Consider the following 16,549-nt stretch of genomic DNA (forward strand, 5'->3'; position numbering starts at 1 on the left):
TGGGGTTAGATAGTACGTAGAGATTTCTGCTGAATAGCAGTTCCTTTGGCAGTTGTTGTTTGAGTTATTGACAGAATTTTGCAAATATCTTATATTGAGCTTAATTAATAATTACCAAATACGATGAAGAGGACAAGTAGATACGGAAATGCCGTTCAGGGAACTGCCGGTTGGTGCGAGGCAGCGGGTATCCGAATCGAAAAATCACCTCAGAGCTGGCCCCCGAATTATAGTAGATGGGCCCGGGATTCTACCGTTACAAAGAAGCATCGTTGTTGGACGATGGCTAAGTGGGCGTTTATTATAAACGTCAATCAGGGTGGTAACGCGGAGCAGCTCCGTCCCAAATGGGATGGGGTTTTTTTGCGTCTTCATAAATTAATTATTAAATTGGAGGGTTATCGAATGAGTAAATTGATGGCTACAGAACGTTTGACATTACGGCAAGTTGAAATTGATCATGCTGAAGCTTTGGGTAAGGTTTGGTGCAATTCAACAGGCAGGGTTGAAGAGCAGGAGTACTTTTGATAAATCAGCAAACCGTAAGAAAGAACGATTAGTTTCGAAAAATCCGGAAAAACGTTGAGCGGTGAAAGGGGGATATTGTAATGCAATTCAAGTTGTATACGGATGTGCATGAGTTTTACATTGATACCTATGATGTGCTGATGCGTCATGAAGCGCAAAATTTGATTCCTCTTGGCAATATCATAATTGGGCATGAAGGAAAAGACAAAACAGACTGGCGTGACCCTATAAATTGGCTTATGGCAACGATTTCGGATGCTAAGGGCATACAACTTACCGCCATAATGACACCGCCACACAATATTACGCTTTATGCAACGGACAACAAAATTAACCCAGAAGCTATAAACTGTCTGATAGATGGATTAAAAGATCGTGAAATTCCAGGTGTGACAACCGAAAAAACCTTGGCAGAGTATTTTGCCAAAGAATATACCTTGCGCAAGGGATTAACTATTAAAACAACCATGAGCCAACGTATATATGAACTTACGGCAGTAAATCCAGACATTCAAAAGGCTGGTATCGTTCGATTGCTGGATGAAAAGGATATTCACTTTTTCCCATACTGGGCTGAAGCATTTTATGCAGCGGCGAGTTATGGCAAAACGGAAATGTCCATCCCGCAAGATGCAGACCCTTACCTCTACCGAATAGCATCGAAAAAACTCTATATTTTAGAGGACAACGGGATACCCGTTTCTATGGCAGGATATACAAGGGTAATGCAGACGGCTATTGGCGTGGCATTTGTATATACCTCTCCATATGAGCGCAGTAAGGGTTATGCTACTTCAATTGTGGCGCAAATAAGCCAACTTGCATTGGATAAAGGATTTACTAAGTGCGTCTTATATACGGACTTAGCAAATCCCACATCTAATAGCATCTATCAAAAGATAGGCTATATGCCAATTTGTGATTCTCTCCAGTTAAAATTTGAATAGTAGAATGATGCGGACAGGCAAAGTCAACTAATGGAGATAACCAATATGCGGAAATGGCAGATGAAATGTTGAAAGGGATTATGGATTTGAAAGGGTCTGAATAAGTCGAGTATGGTGCGGGAAAAAGAGAAAGCCCATCACAGTAAGTTGAAAGTGATTCTTTTCCAACTTATTAGGGATGGGCTATCTTTGATTCTAATATTTTTCGGATACTCTTGGTATCAATATTGGGCTCATATGAACTACGGCTATATTTTCTTTTCTACAAATGAAGAATAGTCAGTTCCTTAGGGAAGCTTGTTAAGGTCTCCGCACCTTCAGCTGTAATAATCAGATCATCTTCGATACGCACACCCGCTAGTCCCGGTACATAAATCCCTGGCTCAACGGTGAACACGTTGCCGATCTCGATAATGTCATCGTTCTGTCCATGGAGTGATGGATATTCATGTACATCCATACCCAGTCCGTGTCCGACACGGTGCAAGAAATATTCTCCGAATCCGGCTTCTTCAATCACGTCACGTGCAGCTTTGTCGACAGAACCGAAAGGAGCTCCAGGATTGGAAGCAGCGATCCCAGCTTCGTTAGCAGCGAGCACGGTGTTGTAGATCGTGACAAGCTTGTCATCCACGGATTCAATAGCAAAGGTACGTGTAATATCGGAAGCATAACCATCAGCGTATACCCCGATATCAAACATCAGGAAGTCACCTGGCTGAATGACCCGGTTGCCTGGAACACCGTGAGGCAGGGCGGTTTTCGGACCAGAAAGCACCATGGTGTCAAAGGAAGGGCCAGAAGCGCCAACCTTTTTCATTAGATATTCTAGCTCAGCTACTAGATCGTTTTCTGTAACGCCTGTTTTCACATGGGTAAGCACGCGGCGCAAAGCTTCCTCAACTAGCTCAGCGGCATGCTTCATGCGCTTAACTTCATCCGGGGTCTTTTTGGAACGCATGCTGCGCAGCAATGGACCAATATCACTAAATCGTTCCGCTGGAACGGCAGCGGTTAAATGTTCAAAACGGGCTACTGAGAAATGTTCCTTCTCTATGCCAAGAGTACCTATCTTACTGCTGCCGAAACAATCCTTAAGCAGGATATAGGGATTATCAGTGTCACTGTGGGTTAGGAGTTTGGTGACTGAAGAAGCGGCTTGAGCTGCTTCCGCATCTAGTGCGGGTAGAATCAGCATAGGCTCCTCTCCACGTATCAACAGCAGACCCAGGAAGCGTTCATGCGGATCGCTGGCGAATCCGGTTAAGTAGTAGACATGTTTGGGATCTGTTACGAGGAGGGCATCAAGTCCTTCACTCGCCATTTGCTGCTCTAGGCTTGTCAGAGCGTTATTCATAGTTGGTATTCCCCTTTCAACTTCACGATTAGAACCGCAATATTCTTATTATAGATCAAAAATAGACTAGACGCACATGATGAACTACACCTATCGTTGGCTAATCACGACATCCCTATTCTAGAACTTAACCTTAAGCAGTAACGCATATTTGTTCATCTATACCATTAATCGTGAGATGTAGCTTTTCTTGAGACTACTAGTTGGTGTAACATAATCTTTAAATATACTTCTCGTAAGGTTAGGTGGAAGCTTATTGGGGTACGGTTGTTGAGAGAGGAGTGATTCTTGGGATGAAGGGTAAAATTGTACTTGTAACTGGAGCAAATTCCGGAATGGGGCTAGCGACGACAGTTGAACTGGCTCGCAAGGGAGCCAAAGTAATAATGGTATGCCGCAATCGCCAGCGAGGAGAAGAAGCGCTTGCTGCCGCTAAACAAAAGAGCCACTCCGAGGATATCGAGCTGATGTTGTGTGATCTGGCCTCGCTGGAGAGCATTCGTAGTTTTGCGGAGGAATTCACCCGGAAATATCCGATTCTAGATATACTCATCAATAACGCTGGGGTAGTCACGATTAAGCGTCAGCTTACGAAGGACGGCTTTGAGATGGATCTTGGTGTAAACCATTTGGGGCATTATCTGCTTACGAATCTGTTACTGGAGCCTTTAAAGGCAGCAGAGCAAGGCCGTATCGTTGTCGTTGCTTCCGGTGCTTACAAAATAGGTGCACTTCACTATGAAGATCCAACCCTCGATCGCCGTTTCAATCCCGCCAAAGCCTACGCTCGGTCCAAGCTAGCTAATATTTTGTTCACAAGGGAGCTGGCTTTGCGTCTTCATGGTACAAAGGTGACTGTGAATTGCGTACATCCAGGAGCAGTAGGCACGAATATCGGTGTGAACCGAGAGACGGGCTTCGGCAAGTCGATCCTTAAGCTGCTGTCATACTTCTTCTTAACACCCGAGCAAGGAGCCGATACAGCGATTTATTTGGCAACGGCACTTGAGCTTCGAGAAGTAACAGGACAATATTATTATCGACGAAAGATTAAGCAGCTGTCTCCCAGAGCGCAGAATAGACAAGAGGCCGAACGGCTGTGGCTATGGAGCCAGGAGCAGGTCGGCCTAAGTAATTAACACATTTGGGGGAATCAAGGGATGAAATGGGAGAATAGCAGGATTGAAGATGCAACACCTGCAGACTTAGCAGCTATTGTGGAGATTTACAACTCAACGATTGCTGGACGGATGGTCACTGCGGATCTGGAACCAATTACTGTTGCAGACAGAGAAAAATGGTTCCTTGAACATAACAGCCATCATCGCCCTTTGTGGGTACTTAAGCAGGGGGATGAAATTGCGGCATGGTTCAGCTTTCAATCGTTCTACGGTCGTCCAGCGTATAATGCAACAGCAGAAATTAGTGTATACGTAAGTGAAAAGTTCCGTGGTGGTGGAGCCGGTAGAATTCTTCTTACAGAGGCTATTGAGAAAGCCCCTAGTCTTGGTATTAAGAACTTAGTTGGCTTTGTGTTTGGACATAATGATCCAAGCCTCGGCTTACTGAAGAAATTTGGTTTTGAAGAGTGGGGATTACTGCCTGGTGTGGCTGAACTGGATGGTATAGAACGTGATTTGGTGATCATAGGACTTAAAATCTAATAGCCATAATTGAAACGCTTACATTTCAAGTGTTGAGCCTACGTTATTTGTGTCACAATCAATCCATATTTTTGACCAACGCTGCAAATCTCGGATGACTGTTTCTAGGGCAAGTCCTTTATCCGTTAAGGAATATTGGATTCGCACAGGTGTCTCAGGGAATACTTCTCGAAGAACGATTCCTTCCAGTTCCAGCTCTTTAAGCCGTTCGGAGAGTAACCTTCCGCTGATGGGCAAAGCTGCTTCAATCACATTGAAACGTTGTGGTCCTTGGAGGAGCTGGTAGATGATCAAACCTGTCCAACGCCTGCCGATAATATCCATACTTTTTTGTAGTTGGGGGCATAAATCAGTGGACTTCATATGGCTCACCTCTTAGTGAACATTATAAACGAAAAGACCAATAATTTAAACGAATTCCAAATTAATTCATTACTAGAAGGGATGATTGACAGTGGCTAAAAAAAAGAAAATGCCTACCACTCCGCGTCCTGCTGCGACCGATGCACCAGCTACGCTAAAAGACCTGTTGAGCAGTGATGTTCTTGGAAAGCTGAAGGCGCAATCTGATGCGTTGAAAGCGGAAGAGAATGACCGCAAGGAAGCGGCTCGTAAAGCGGTTGAAGATCAGCGAAAAGCTGAGCAAAAGCGGCTTGAGAATGATTTTGCACATCTGTTGGAGAACAGTAGTCAGGATTGGCACAAGTATAAATAACTGCTATAGCTAGCGGAAATAGATCATGTGATAAAGAGATGCCCATGTGGGTGTCTCTTTTTTTAATGTTATTTATAAAATTCAATTGTTTTAAATTTTACTATACGAAAGGGTTGACCCTCCAAGTGGGCTTAGGTATAATCGTAAATAGTGCGAATGAAAATCATTATCAAGAGATAAGGAATAACTCATGAAACTAAAATATTTGTCCCTACTTCTAATAGTATTCTCATTTATATCTTTGTTTATTGGCGTAAAGGACATTTCACCTCTGGATCTTTTTTCGCTTACGGAATCTCAGATGCAGACCCTGCTAGTCAGCCGGATTCCACGCTTAGCTGCACTGATTATAGCTGGTGTAAGCATGAGTATTGCCGGATTAATTATGCAGCAATTATCTCGAAATAAATTCGTTTCTCCCACTACGGCGGGCACGATGGATTCCGCGAAATTCGGTATTCTCGTGTCCCTGATGCTGTTCACAGGGGCGACGCCGATGCAGAAGCTGCTCGTTGCTTTTGTTTTTGCCCTATTGGGAACATTTATATTTATGAGAATCTTGGATCGGATCAAGTTCAAGGATAGTATTTTCATCCCGCTGGTCGGACTCATGTTCGGGAACATTGTAGGCTCGATTACTACATTTTTTGCTTACAAGAATGATTTGGTTCAGAATATCTCGTCTTGGATGCTTGGCGATTTCTCAACGATTATTAAGGGTCAATACGAATTAATCTATATCAGTATTCCACTTGTCATTCTTGCGTATGTTTTCGCCAATAAGTTCACCGTTGCCGGTATGGGGGAGGATTTCTCCGTTAATCTCGGTATGAACTACAAAGCCGTTGTGAACGTAGGGTTGGTGATTGTAGCGTTAATCTCTTCAGTAGTTATTTTAACCGTAGGTACAATTCCTTTCCTAGGTCTTGTTGTACCTAACATAGTAACGCTATACATAGGCGATAACTTGAAAAAAAATCTGGCGCATACTGCCATTCTCGGTGCGGTGTTCCTCCTGTTCTGTGATATTCTGGGCAGGCTCATTATATATCCATACGAAATATCAATCAGTCTCACGGTAGGCGTCATCGGAAGTGGTCTGTTTATCTACTTGCTGATGAGAAGAAAGGCGAATTAGTGATGAAGACGAAACTAACTATATTATCCTTAAGCGCTGTTGCTCTTATCGCCTTGTTTATGACCTACCATGTTATGGGCAATTGGGATTATGTTCTACCCAGTCGGGGGAAAAAGCTTGCTGCGATTCTAATCACCGGAGCAGTGATAGCTATTTCTACCGTAGTTTTTCAGAGCATTACGAACAATCGTATTTTGACACCTAGTATTCTGGGGCTAGACTCTTTGTACATGTTGATCCAGACGTTCGGTGTATATGCCCTAGGCTCATCAAATATGACGTTTATGAATAAAAATGTGAATTTCTTGTTCTCAGCTTGCATTATGGTTCTGTTCTCAGGTGTGCTGTATAAGCTAATGTTCCGCAGAGAGGGCCAAAACATATACTTCCTGCTGCTCGTAGGACTTATTATGGGGACGATGTTCCAGAGCGCGTCTTCTTTTATGGAAGTGCTGATTGATCCGAATGAATTCTTGATTTTACAAGGGAAAATGTTCGCCAGCTTTAACAATGTCAGCAGTGATCTATTGATATTGTCTACAGTTGTTCTAGCGCTAACTACGTTGTATTTCATGCGATTTGTAAAGTATTTAGATGTTATTTCTTTAGGAAAAGATGAAGCGATCAACTTAGGGATCAATTATGACTATGTAGTCAAAAGGTTGCTAGTTATTGTATCTATCTATGTTTCGATATCAACGGCTTTAGTGGGGCCGATTACTTTCTTGGGTTTATTAGTAGCCAATGTGGGACATCAGCTGTTCCGTACGTATAAGCATTCCTATCTGATTCCCGGCACGATTTTGCTAAGCATTATTGCGCTTGTCGGGGGGCAGTTTCTAGTTGAACGTGTGTTTGGATTCACTACTACGGTTAGTGTAATCATTAATTTTGCAGGTGGCGTCTACTTTGTTTATCTGCTGTTAAAGGAGAATAAGTCGTGGTAGAAGTTAAGCATGTAACCAAGCGTTATGGCGGAGTAACCGTCGTTGACGATGTGTCTTTATCCATTAAAAAAGGTGCAATTACCTCGTTTATCGGCCCTAACGGAGCTGGTAAAAGCACGTTGCTCTCCATGATCAGTAGACTTATCTCCAAAGACGCGGGAGAAGTACTGATCGAAGGAAAGGAAATTGGCAGCTGTAAAAGCAATGAACTTGCTCGTAAGATATCGGTGCTAAAGCAGTCCAATCATATCAGCGTACGTCTTACCGTGAAGGAACTTGTTTCTTTCGGAAGGTTCCCTTATTCACAAGGGAAGCTCACAGCTGAAGATCGAGCGTTTGTTGACGAAGCGATTGCTTACATGGACCTACAGGAAATGCAGGATAAATATATCGATCAGCTTAGCGGTGGACAACGTCAGAGAGCTTATATTGCTATGGTTATGGCTCAGAATACCGAATATATTTTGCTCGATGAACCACTTAACAATCTGGATATGAAGCATTCTGTACAAATTATGAAGGTGTTACGCCGATTGGTGGAAGAGAAAGGTAAGACGATTGTACTCGTCATTCATGATATTAATTTCGCTTCTTGTTACTCGGACTACATCGTAGCGCTCAAGAATGGGCGGGTAGCTTCATCGGGTACGGTGGATGAAATTATTGATACAGCAGTACTTAGGGATGTATATGACATGGATATCCCTATAGAAACAATAGGTGGTCGTAAAATTGGTGTCTATTTCTAAATAAGATGCCGCTTATATTCGGAAATTATTATGACGTAACGCTAGAAGTGATAGGCGCCAGCTTCCTGACGTATACGCGAATAATTCAAATAGCATGACTATAAATTTTAGGGGTGAACACTTTGAAGAAGAACGTATCTTTACTAATCATGACAGTGTTTCTTGCCGTAATCTTGGCGGCCTGTGGCTCCAATAATGCAGCAACTTCAAATAATAATACAGCAGCGGCAGGCAATACTGAAGGTACTACTGCACCGGCTACAGAATCAAAAGAGCTTACTATTAAACATGAGCTTGGAGAAATTACGATTAAGAGCAACCCACAGAAAGTGGTTGTATTTGACTTCGGTACACTAGATACTTTGGATAAACTGGGCGTAGAGGTTACAGGATTGCCTCAAAGTAATGTACCCTCTTATCTCTCTAAATATAGCGATGCCAAATATGAGAATGTCGGTGGTTTGAAAGAGCCTGACTTCGAAAAAATCAACAGTCTTTCTCCAGATCTGATCATCATTTCCGGTAGACAGCAAGATTCTTATGAAGAATTCAGCAAAATTGCTCCTACACTGTATGTTGCTGTAGATAATGCAAATTACATGGAATCCTTCACGAAGAATGTGAAAACATTGGGCCAAATTTTTGGCAAGGAAGCTGAAGTAGAAACTGAGCTTGCGTCTATTAATGACTCCATTAAAGCTCTGAATGAGAAAGCTACAGCTGATGGCAAAAAAGCGCTTATTATTCTTGCCAATGAAGGAAAAATCAGTGCGTATGGTTCTGGTTCCCGTTTCGGTATTATCCATGACGTATTCGGATTTGCACAAGCGGATGAAAAAATCGAAGTATCCACTCACGGTCAAAGCGTATCTTACGAATATGTAGCTGACAAGAATCCGGATTATCTGTTCGTAGTAGATAGAGATGCGGCTGTGAAGAGTGATGGCAGCAAATCTGGCTCAGCGAAGGATGCAGTTGAGAACGATCTCGTGAAGAACACAAATGCTTTTAAAAACGGTAAAATCATTTACCTAGATCCTAACTACTGGTACTTGTCTGGTGGCGGTTTAATTTCTGTTAGCGAAATGCTCAAAGAAGTTGAAATTGTTCTGTAAGCAGAGCAACTCGGGGGAATTGAACGATTAAATGATTCCCAGATGGTTATTAACTAGCCTGTTGGCAGGAGTAAACCTCCTTGTCAGCGGGCTTTTTTTGCATTCTTCCATAGAATTACTGATATATTCATACTAGTTGTTGAATTTAACTGTAACTTTTTATGTTGGTGTACGTGGTTAGGTTAAGGGGGGAGTGCATGAAGCGAAATTCACTGGATGAAATATATCAGATGTATGTGATGGATATTTACCGCTATTTGCGCTCCCTTTGCGGTGATCATCATGCGGCCGAAGATTTAATGCAGGAGACCTTTTACCGTGCTTATTTATATTTGGAGGATTGTAAGGACGAGAAGATTAAGCCATGGTTGTTCCGTGTCGCGTACAACGCCTTCGTAGATTATAAGCGGAAGGAAGGACGTAGTACTGTTCAGAGTGAGGAGTTTTTTAAACAGCTTGCTCATCCAGATACCACGGAAAGCACGCTGCTTCGGCAGGAACGTTGGGAAGAGATGAGGATTGCGATAGGTGAGCTACCGGACAATCAGAGGCATGCACTGCTACTACATGATTTTCATGGTCTTAGTTATCTGGAATCATCGGACATTATGAATGTGGGCCTGTCCCAATATAAGATATTGATCTTTCGAGCCAGACAGAAGCTGCGTGAAGCGGAACGGAGGAGGAATGAGCATGAGTGAGGAATTCAAGATGAAATTAAAAAGGTATGGGGAAGGTACTCTTCCTGACGAGGATAGAGATGAAGTGGAGCGGGAGTTAGAGAAGATGGAAGCTTATCAGGCTTATCTGGATGAACTGATGGGTGAAGAAGAGCGGGCTTCAAGTGAGGATAAGAACATAAAATTCGGCAAGAGTAAAAGAAACAGACCTGGCAAGGAAAAGAAGATCATCCGCTGGGGTAAATGGAGAGCTCGGATATCGAATACTTTAACGGTAATTTCTGCGTTTTTAATTTTCTTGATTATCAGCAGTGTCATCACTGCGATATTTTATAGCACTGGAGATAGAGGAGAGACTTATAGTGATGTTGTTTCTTCCGCTATTGCTGTCTCACAGCCGAATACGATTGTACATTTGAGTAGTGGTACCGGTCCATTTTTTAGCATGAATCTGACAAGTAAGATAGAGAAACAAGTGGGAGATGAACAAATTACTGTCGGGGATTATTCAATGAAGCTCCTATTTGGGTGGGCTAGGCTCTACAACTATTCATGGACGGATGATAGTAGAAGTGTAGGTTATTATTTTGTGTATCCACAGGAGAATCAATCTGCGACAAACAGTATGGATAACAGCAATGAGTGGGAGAGATTGGAGAAGCTGCCGGAAGGAACAGTAGCGGAAGCGTACTTGTCTTTTGATCAATTTTTTACGACAGATGAGCTGTTGAAGAAGTTTGAGCCTAAGAATCTTCAGCCTTTGTGGTTTGCAGCAGATACAGGTCCACGGACACGACAGCCGGTCGTAAATGATCCATTAGGTTTTCCGTATATGCCTATTTGGCATGATGATGATATGAAAGTTGTCCAGGAATCCAAGGAGAGGCGAGGATGGTTCGGAGGGGTGACTAGCCGTTCGAGTGTTTCACCATCTGTTGAGTCATATGGTGATGGTGAACTGCGTAATGCAAACTTCCTCAAGACGCTGCACTTGATGCAAGAGCATAAATCAATCGCGGACAGGGTAATTCCGTTTATTGATTTGGATGATTCCATTAGTTATTTGGAGAAGAACGGAGTTAGGCTATATGGAGCTGTAGTAACCGGTCCGGTGAAAGAATTGCTTAAGCTGAAGGAAGAAACATGGGTCAGCGATTTGCATGTGGGGGAAGTAAGACTATGGAATTGGCAGGATCGAGAGTCCTAATGGTACTGGAACAAAATTTAATTGATGAACATATCAAACGAGCCCCTGCATAGGTTGCAGGGGCTCGTCCAATTATTGATTTAATTAATGGTCTACCCCATGGCTCATAGGGGCGATGCCGCCGCTTGGAATCTTGGCCGTGGCGGTGAAGTCTCCGTCGGCGCTAACTATCGCACCATTAACACTTAGCAAAGCAACCAGAATCAAGGCTAGCGTAGATACTTTTTTCTTCATTTTTAAATCCTCCCTAGACTAGTATTTGTTCCATCAACCCAAGGTACTTGTCCAACTGCTCTGGGGTTGTCTGATTCCGGAGTTTCTCAAAGAGAGCCGCTGACTTGCGGAACCCCGTATCATCTTTAAACTTAACGGATGATGCCATAGCATATGAAAGCATATTTATAGCGTCATATATGTTCCCATTTAAGGAATAATATTTTGCCTTTAAGTAAATGAAATCTAAGTAATAACGAATATTCCTATTTGTTTCGTAGTATTCCTCCATCGACTCGATCTGCTCTTTGAACTCGATCAGCACCTCATCGACGTTGTACTCATGCTTGATCGCGGACTCCAGAATATGTGTCATGCCTGGCAAGAGCTCTTCGTTGTTATGCCGCAGGAAAACCAGATAATCCGGTAGAACTTCTGTGTTCCCCTCGTTCAGATCAATCACATATCGGTTAGCTCGGGCAATTTCACTATAATATTCAACCTCTGCCCAGCCGCCTGCGTCCATATCGTTAATCCATCCCAATTCCTCATACTTCGAGATGCACTCTCTAGCCTCATCATACCGGCCCATCTTCTCAAGCGCAATCCCTTTCAAACACATAGAAAATCCGAAGTAATAGACGATGCTGCGTTTTAACCCGAAGTCGCTCTCCTTCTGCCCGTCGGTGCTCTCCCGCTGATTTATGCTGTAGAAGTGATTAATCTCGCTGTATAGTTTATCGGCGATTTGGAGGATACCGTCCCAGTTTTCAAGGGTAAATGACGCCTTAAGCATCTGAACCAGTGAATCAGCATTGATCCCGTTAAGATCCAACTCCAAAATGATCCATCCTTCCGTCAAAAGTGACAAGCTGTTTCCGTAATATTCAACATTAAACAAATTATGGGTTTGTTTATAAGATCATTGTTTCTTATTTCTCAATTGGAAGTATATGAACTATGTCACAAATTGTGGGAAGTTGATGTTAGGAATTAAAGATTGTAAAAGAGAGGCAGTCAGACAATTTTCAAATCGAGAATAGAACTTTCTTCTTGTTCACTTACTCCAGCAAGGGAGCGGAAGAAGTATCAGAACTTGCTTCTCGCTTAAGCAAATCGTACAATTATTTGAATATTAGATTTATGGATATGTGAGATAACAAAAGTTGAGTATGGTAGATTAGGAGATGAGATTAATGAAAGTAGGAGTCGTATCTGATACACATATGTCAAGAATGGCTAAGTCTCTGCCAAAGGCGCTGATTGCAGAGTTTCAAAATGTGGATTTAATCCTACATTTGGGTGATTGGGTGAGTATGGGTATCTATGATTTACTGACGAAATTAGCACCGGTAGAGGGTATTGCCGGAAATAATGATGGCGATGAGATCATTGAACGTTTCGGAGAACGCAAGATTATTACTCTTGAGGGAATCCGAATCGGAATGGTTCATGGACATACGCCGCATTCTCGCAAAGGAACGGATGGAAATGCCCTGCTTGCTTTTGCGAATGATGAGGTGGATTGTATTCTCTTTGGTCATTCACATCAGCCCTTGCTAAGAGAGGAGAATGGTATCCTGCTATTTAATCCAGGTTCTCCTACAGATAAGCGGCGTGAGAAATTGTATTCTTTCGGAATTTTAGATATCGAAGCGGGTAAAGTTAGTGCCCGGCATGTGTTCTACGATTCAAAGGAATAAGGCTCAATTGTCCAAATCATTCGGCGTTCTCTCCATGGTGAACGGCTCGGTAACCATTTACAATGAGGTTAAAACGGGCGAAGCCGGAAAGTGAGCGCTGAGGATGAATAACTATCGTATAGAACGAGTGGTTCTGGATGATTTAGAACGGCTCATCCCATTATTTGATGAGTATCGAGTATTTTATGGAGCAGCCTCAGATCGGGAAGGTGCACGCGCCTTCTTAGCTGACAGGCTAAAGCTGAATGAATCTGTGATCCTTATGGTGGTTGAGGGGGAAGGCGATGAGAAACGCGCGCGGGGCTTCACACAGCTCTATCCTTCTTTTTCATCGGTTACGATGGAGCGCCTCTGGATACTGAATGATTTGTTTGTTACTGAGGGACTGCGAGGGCATGGCCTAGGTTCCAAACTGCTGGACAGTGCTAGAGACCATGCCCTCTCTACGAATACGAAGGGCTTGTCCTTGACAACGATGACAGTGAATGTGGGTGCGCAGCGGTTGTATGAAGCGCATGGATACCTTCGAGATGATGAATTTTATACCTATAACCTTTTTTTCTGAAGATAGCTAGAGAGAAAGATGAGTAAGGGGCGTTAAAGTGGAAACAAGTCATAAGTTGGCAATCTTTTTTGATCTCGATGATACGTTATATGATCATCTGGTTCCTTTTAAAGAAGCAGTGCGTGAAGTACTCCGCCCAGATGAGAATTGTCTGGACTTTGCGGAATTATTTTATAAAGTGAGACATCATAGCGATGTATTATGGCCGATGTATTTGCGCGGTGAGATTCCGCTTGAAGAGACAAGAGTGCGGCGGTTGGAGCTTGCTTTTGCAGAGTATGGGTTACAGATTGATCGTGACCAAGCCTCGGCGGTACAAGCGGCATATATTGGACGACAATACACTATTCAAATGATTGATGGCGTGCGTGAGCACCTTGAACGGTTCATTGCGGACGGGCATAAGGTAGGCATTATTACGAATGGACCGAAGGATCATCAGATGAATAAGATTGTGGGATTAGGGTTAGATCAGATTATTCCCGAGGATATGATCTTTATCTCTGATGCTGTAGGTCTTGCTAAACCAGATCCGGAAATATTCGTACATGTAAACCAAAAGACAGGCACTTTGGCGGAGAACTCGCTTTATATAGGGGATACTTGGGCTAATGATGTAGTTGGAGCGCTTGCGGCTGGATGGAAGGTTTGTTGGTACAATCCGAGAGGCAGACAACCGGCTACGGATCATAAACCTAGTTATATTTTTACTAACTATAAGGAATTTGGCGAGCTTCCTCTTGTGTAAGAGGAGTTACAAAACATAAGCCATGCGAGAGAAATTGGCGCATGGCTTTCATTATTTTATGTATTAATAATTTTGAGAACTAATTTCTTGGTAGTTGGATGCCTTGCCAGCTGTGTACATCGCATTGACCCTGTTCATTATTACCCACAGCAACCACCGTACCGTCCGTTTTGAGTCCGATGGTATGAGTGCAACCCGCCGCAACCGCCACAATATCGCACCAGTCACTTATATTGCATTCGCCGTGTTTATTCCAGCCTACAGCAACTACAGTACCGTCTGATTTAAGGCCAACGGTATGATGGCTACCTGCTGATATAGCCACAATACCGTGCCAGCCGCTTATATTGCATTGGTCTTCATGATTTCGACCGACAGCAAGCACCGTGCCGTCGGATTTAAGCCCGACAGTATGTAGGTAACCTGCCGCTGCAGCCACTATGCCGTGCCAGTCACTTACATTGCGTTGGCCATACCGATTATTACCCACAGCTGTTACTGTGCCGTCGGATTTAAGCCCGACGGTATGCCAGTCTCCCGCCGCTACTGCCACCACATCACGCCAGTCACTTACATTGCATTGGCCTTCATTATTTCGACCCACAGCAACTACTGTGCCATCCGATTTAAGTCCGACGGTTCGACGCCAACCCGCTGCAACTGCCACCACATCACGCCAGTCGCTTACATCGCATTGATCATACTTATTCCAACCTACAGCCGTTACCGTGCCGTCCGATTTAAGCCCGATGGTATGAGCATTACCCGTATGAGCATTACCCGCCGCAACCGCCATAATATCGCGCCAGCCGCTTACATCACATTGGCCATATTTATTATCACCCACAGCCGTCACAGTACCGTCTGATTTAAGCAGGGCGGTATGACGATAGCCAGCCGCTATGGAAGGTAGGGGTCTCACAAGGTTCATGAATTTCGCTCCTTTGTTGATGTAGATGTTTCCGAGGTTTAACTGTATTAAACCATAGTTCTTTCTTGTTCGTATATTAAACTGAGAGAGAGGCGTCCTTCTCGCTGCTCCAAGTCAGATCTATAAAAAAAGCTTGCTCCCTAGAAAGCCGGCTTCGGCTCTATGGGGCAAGCTTTTTTCATTTAGTCTGCGAAGCTGTACGTTGGATCCGTCAGATTCATTCTTTCTTTAATACCTGCGGTGGCATAGATTTTGTTGTCGTCGGTAATAAAGAAAGCTTCCACATCTTCAGGTAAAGATTCAAGATATTTCATACCCTCTTCAATTCCCATCAAGAATACCCCCGTTGATAAGGCATCTGCGTCTGTTGCATTCGGGCTCATAATGGTAAGGCTTTTGAGACCGTTCTGAGAAGGATATCCTGTACGTGGATCAAGGATATGATGGTAACGAACATTGTCCTGCATAAAATACCGTTCGTAAACACCAGAAGCATCGATGACCTCATCTGAGATTTTAATAGTTCCTAGCTGTGTGCCGCGGCTTTGATCCGGATCCTGCAATCCGATATTCCATTCCGTTCCGTTTGGCTTCTTACCGAGTGCAATAATACTGCTGCCTCCGAGGTTAATCATAGCGCTATTCAGACCTTGCTCTTTCAAATAATCAGCGATACGGTCAGCAGCATAACCTTTACCAATGCCGCCCAGATCTAGCACCATATTTTCCTTCAACAGCTTTACAGTTTTTGCAGCTTCATCAATTTCAACGTCCTTGTAATTGGTTAGGCTCTTCGCTTTATCAATTTCCGCTTGGGGAGGTACCTTATCTCCACCACTACCGATATTCCAAAGATCGATTAACGGACCGATTGTAGGATCAAATAGCCCGTCCATTTCCTTTGCGTATTGTATGGATTGTTTAATTACATCCAGGGTCTCGTCAGAAACAACAACCGCTTCTTTTCCTGCTGCCTGATTGATTGCGTAAGTCTCTCCACCTTCTTTGGTGCGGCTAAGCTCCATATCCATTCGCTCCAGCATCTGCTGGATATCATCCATATTTTTTTGTTCTACTGTAGCACCGAACACTTTGATATTCACAACAGTGTCATAAATATAAAAAGTTTGTGAGAGAGACTTTTCCTCTCCTTTTCCGGATGTTGTTGCGCTACCCGTAGTTCCCGCTGTTTTATCGTCTTTATCCTTAGTAATTAGCCAAGCACCGACAGCTATGACGACGATGACAATTACAACGAGGATCAGCGTCGTTTTTTTGTTCTTGAACATATTCCACCATCCATAAAGTTAGTTTCTAAACCACATCATTACTTATAATACCC

General features: G+C 43.4%; 20 protein-coding genes and 1 other annotated feature. Of the genes, 14 read left to right on the forward strand and 6 right to left on the reverse strand.

The window, feature by feature from the left end; translation table 11 throughout:
• Positions 1-114 precede the first annotated feature (114 nt).
• Positions 115-349: a binding site (T-box leader), on the forward strand.
• 56 nt (positions 350-405) lie between these two features.
• Positions 406-528 carry a hypothetical protein gene (locus ACDZ28_RS14985; protein ID WP_375105072.1) on the forward strand — a complete coding sequence of 41 codons (123 nt, stop codon included), beginning with the start codon at positions 406-408 and terminating at the stop codon, positions 526-528.
• 80 nt (positions 529-608) lie between these two features.
• Complete coding sequence (locus ACDZ28_RS14990; RefSeq protein ID WP_375105073.1) at positions 609-1,475, forward strand: GNAT family N-acetyltransferase; 867 nt, start codon at positions 609-611, stop codon at positions 1,473-1,475.
• Positions 1,476-1,737: 262 nt separating this feature from the next.
• Here ACDZ28_RS14990 and ACDZ28_RS14995 read toward each other — a convergent pair whose 3' ends face one another.
• Complete coding sequence (locus tag ACDZ28_RS14995) at positions 1,738-2,832, reverse strand: Xaa-Pro peptidase family protein (protein WP_339289652.1); 1,095 nt, start codon at positions 2,830-2,832, stop codon at positions 1,738-1,740.
• Between the two features lie 293 nt (positions 2,833-3,125).
• On the opposite strand from ACDZ28_RS14995, the gene ACDZ28_RS15000 reads away from it, so the two are divergent.
• Positions 3,126-3,971, forward strand: coding sequence for an SDR family oxidoreductase (locus ACDZ28_RS15000; protein ID WP_375105074.1), 846 nt, complete (start codon positions 3,126-3,128; stop codon positions 3,969-3,971).
• A 21-nt stretch (positions 3,972-3,992) separates the two neighbouring features.
• Positions 3,993-4,496 carry a GNAT family N-acetyltransferase gene (locus tag ACDZ28_RS15005; protein ID WP_375105075.1) on the forward strand — a complete coding sequence of 168 codons (504 nt, stop codon included), beginning with the start codon at positions 3,993-3,995 and terminating at the stop codon, positions 4,494-4,496.
• An 18-nt stretch (positions 4,497-4,514) separates the two neighbouring features.
• Here the strand turns inward: ACDZ28_RS15005 and ACDZ28_RS15010 are convergent, their stop codons facing one another.
• On the reverse strand, positions 4,515-4,859 hold the full coding sequence (locus ACDZ28_RS15010; protein ID WP_042125006.1) for a helix-turn-helix domain-containing protein: 345 nt from the start codon (positions 4,857-4,859) through the stop codon (positions 4,515-4,517).
• Between the two features lie 91 nt (positions 4,860-4,950).
• Here ACDZ28_RS15010 and ACDZ28_RS15015 point away from each other — a divergent pair, with 91 nt between their 5' ends.
• The 7 genes from ACDZ28_RS15015 to ACDZ28_RS15045 all read left to right on the forward strand — a co-directional run bounded on the left by ACDZ28_RS15015 (position 4,951) and on the right by ACDZ28_RS15045 (position 11,047).
• Positions 4,951-5,211 carry a YqkE family protein gene (locus ACDZ28_RS15015; RefSeq protein ID WP_042125008.1) on the forward strand — a complete coding sequence of 87 codons (261 nt, stop codon included), beginning with the start codon at positions 4,951-4,953 and terminating at the stop codon, positions 5,209-5,211.
• A 190-nt stretch (positions 5,212-5,401) separates the two neighbouring features.
• Positions 5,402-6,349, forward strand: a complete 948-nt coding sequence (locus ACDZ28_RS15020; RefSeq protein WP_042125010.1) for an ABC transporter permease — start codon at positions 5,402-5,404, stop codon at positions 6,347-6,349.
• A 2-nt stretch (positions 6,350-6,351) separates the two neighbouring features.
• The gene (locus ACDZ28_RS15025; RefSeq protein ID WP_375105076.1) at positions 6,352-7,296 is read left to right on the forward strand and encodes an iron chelate uptake ABC transporter family permease subunit; all 945 of its coding nucleotides are present in this window, start codon (positions 6,352-6,354) and stop codon (positions 7,294-7,296) included.
• Positions 7,290-8,045, forward strand: coding sequence for an ABC transporter ATP-binding protein (locus ACDZ28_RS15030; RefSeq protein ID WP_375105077.1), 756 nt, complete (start codon positions 7,290-7,292; stop codon positions 8,043-8,045). Before ACDZ28_RS15025 ends, ACDZ28_RS15030 begins: the two co-directional genes overlap by 7 nt.
• Positions 8,046-8,167: 122 nt before the next feature.
• Positions 8,168-9,160, forward strand: coding sequence for a siderophore ABC transporter substrate-binding protein (locus tag ACDZ28_RS15035; RefSeq protein WP_375105078.1), 993 nt, complete (start codon positions 8,168-8,170; stop codon positions 9,158-9,160).
• A gap of 197 nt (positions 9,161-9,357) precedes the next feature.
• Entirely contained in the window at positions 9,358-9,861 is a 504-nt protein-coding gene (locus ACDZ28_RS15040) for a sigma-70 family RNA polymerase sigma factor (protein WP_375105079.1), read from the forward strand.
• Entirely contained in the window at positions 9,854-11,047 is a 1,194-nt protein-coding gene (locus ACDZ28_RS15045) for an anti-sigma factor (RefSeq protein WP_375105080.1), read from the forward strand. Before ACDZ28_RS15040 ends, ACDZ28_RS15045 begins: the two co-directional genes overlap by 8 nt.
• 84 nt (positions 11,048-11,131) lie before the next feature.
• On the opposite strand, the gene ACDZ28_RS15050 is transcribed toward ACDZ28_RS15045, so the two are convergent.
• Both ACDZ28_RS15050 and ACDZ28_RS15055 read right to left on the reverse strand, forming a co-directional pair.
• Positions 11,132-11,281 (reverse strand): hypothetical protein, encoded by a 150-nt coding sequence (locus tag ACDZ28_RS15050; RefSeq protein ID WP_375105081.1) that lies wholly within the window; start codon positions 11,279-11,281, stop codon positions 11,132-11,134.
• Between the two features lie 13 nt (positions 11,282-11,294).
• Positions 11,295-12,101, reverse strand: a complete 807-nt coding sequence (locus ACDZ28_RS15055) for a DNA-binding protein (protein ID WP_375105082.1) — start codon at positions 12,099-12,101, stop codon at positions 11,295-11,297.
• Positions 12,102-12,456: 355 nt separating this feature from the next.
• Between ACDZ28_RS15055 and ACDZ28_RS15060 the strand changes: the two genes are divergently transcribed.
• The 3 genes from ACDZ28_RS15060 to ACDZ28_RS15070 all read left to right on the forward strand — a co-directional run bounded on the left by ACDZ28_RS15060 (position 12,457) and on the right by ACDZ28_RS15070 (position 14,276).
• Entirely contained in the window at positions 12,457-12,963 is a 507-nt protein-coding gene (locus ACDZ28_RS15060; protein WP_042125020.1) for a metallophosphoesterase, read from the forward strand.
• Between the two features lie 103 nt (positions 12,964-13,066).
• On the forward strand, positions 13,067-13,528 hold the full coding sequence (locus ACDZ28_RS15065) for an N-acetyltransferase (RefSeq protein ID WP_076121693.1): 462 nt from the start codon (positions 13,067-13,069) through the stop codon (positions 13,526-13,528).
• A 37-nt stretch (positions 13,529-13,565) separates the two neighbouring features.
• Positions 13,566-14,276: an HAD family hydrolase gene (locus tag ACDZ28_RS15070; protein ID WP_042125024.1), complete on the forward strand. Its 711-nt coding sequence runs from the start codon at positions 13,566-13,568 to the stop codon at positions 14,274-14,276.
• Positions 14,277-14,355: 79 nt separating this feature from the next.
• On the opposite strand, the gene ACDZ28_RS15075 is transcribed toward ACDZ28_RS15070, so the two are convergent.
• Positions 14,356-15,207, reverse strand: coding sequence for an RCC1 domain-containing protein (locus ACDZ28_RS15075; protein WP_375105083.1), 852 nt, complete (start codon positions 15,205-15,207; stop codon positions 14,356-14,358).
• Between the two features lie 182 nt (positions 15,208-15,389).
• Entirely contained in the window at positions 15,390-16,496 is a 1,107-nt protein-coding gene (locus ACDZ28_RS15080; protein ID WP_375105084.1) for an FAD:protein FMN transferase, read from the reverse strand.
• Between the last annotated feature and the right edge of the window lie 53 nt (positions 16,497-16,549).

The sequence above is a fragment of the Paenibacillus sp. RS8 genome (genome assembly GCF_041956825.1).
In the GTDB taxonomy this organism is placed as follows: Bacteria; Bacillota; Bacilli; order Paenibacillales; family Paenibacillaceae; genus Paenibacillus_AQ.

Bases quoted from the DNA above. Each gene is read 5' to 3' on its own strand.
- ACDZ28_RS14985 (WP_375105072.1), top strand. From the start codon at position 406: ATGAGTAAATTGATGGCTACAGAACGTTTGACATTACGGCAAGTTGAA.
- ACDZ28_RS14990 (WP_375105073.1), top strand. From the start codon at position 609: ATGCAATTCAAGTTGTATACGGATGTGCATGAGTTTTACATTGATACC.
- ACDZ28_RS14995 (WP_339289652.1), bottom strand. From the start codon at position 2,832: ATGAATAACGCTCTGACAAGCCTAGAGCAGCAAATGGCGAGTGAAGGA.
- ACDZ28_RS15000 (WP_375105074.1), top strand. From the start codon at position 3,126: ATGAAGGGTAAAATTGTACTTGTAACTGGAGCAAATTCCGGAATGGGG.
- ACDZ28_RS15005 (WP_375105075.1), top strand. From the start codon at position 3,993: ATGAAATGGGAGAATAGCAGGATTGAAGATGCAACACCTGCAGACTTA.
- ACDZ28_RS15010 (WP_042125006.1), bottom strand. From the start codon at position 4,859: ATGAAGTCCACTGATTTATGCCCCCAACTACAAAAAAGTATGGATATT.
- ACDZ28_RS15020 (WP_042125010.1), top strand. From the start codon at position 5,402: ATGAAACTAAAATATTTGTCCCTACTTCTAATAGTATTCTCATTTATA.
- ACDZ28_RS15025 (WP_375105076.1), top strand. From the start codon at position 6,352: ATGAAGACGAAACTAACTATATTATCCTTAAGCGCTGTTGCTCTTATC.
- ACDZ28_RS15040 (WP_375105079.1), top strand. From the start codon at position 9,358: ATGAAGCGAAATTCACTGGATGAAATATATCAGATGTATGTGATGGAT.
- ACDZ28_RS15045 (WP_375105080.1), top strand. From the start codon at position 9,854: ATGAGTGAGGAATTCAAGATGAAATTAAAAAGGTATGGGGAAGGTACT.
- ACDZ28_RS15050 (WP_375105081.1), bottom strand. From the start codon at position 11,281: ATGAAGAAAAAAGTATCTACGCTAGCCTTGATTCTGGTTGCTTTGCTA.
- ACDZ28_RS15060 (WP_042125020.1), top strand. From the start codon at position 12,457: ATGAAAGTAGGAGTCGTATCTGATACACATATGTCAAGAATGGCTAAG.
- ACDZ28_RS15065 (WP_076121693.1), top strand. From the start codon at position 13,067: ATGAATAACTATCGTATAGAACGAGTGGTTCTGGATGATTTAGAACGG.
- ACDZ28_RS15075 (WP_375105083.1), bottom strand. From the start codon at position 15,207: ATGAACCTTGTGAGACCCCTACCTTCCATAGCGGCTGGCTATCGTCAT.
- ACDZ28_RS15080 (WP_375105084.1), bottom strand. From the start codon at position 16,496: ATGTTCAAGAACAAAAAAACGACGCTGATCCTCGTTGTAATTGTCATC.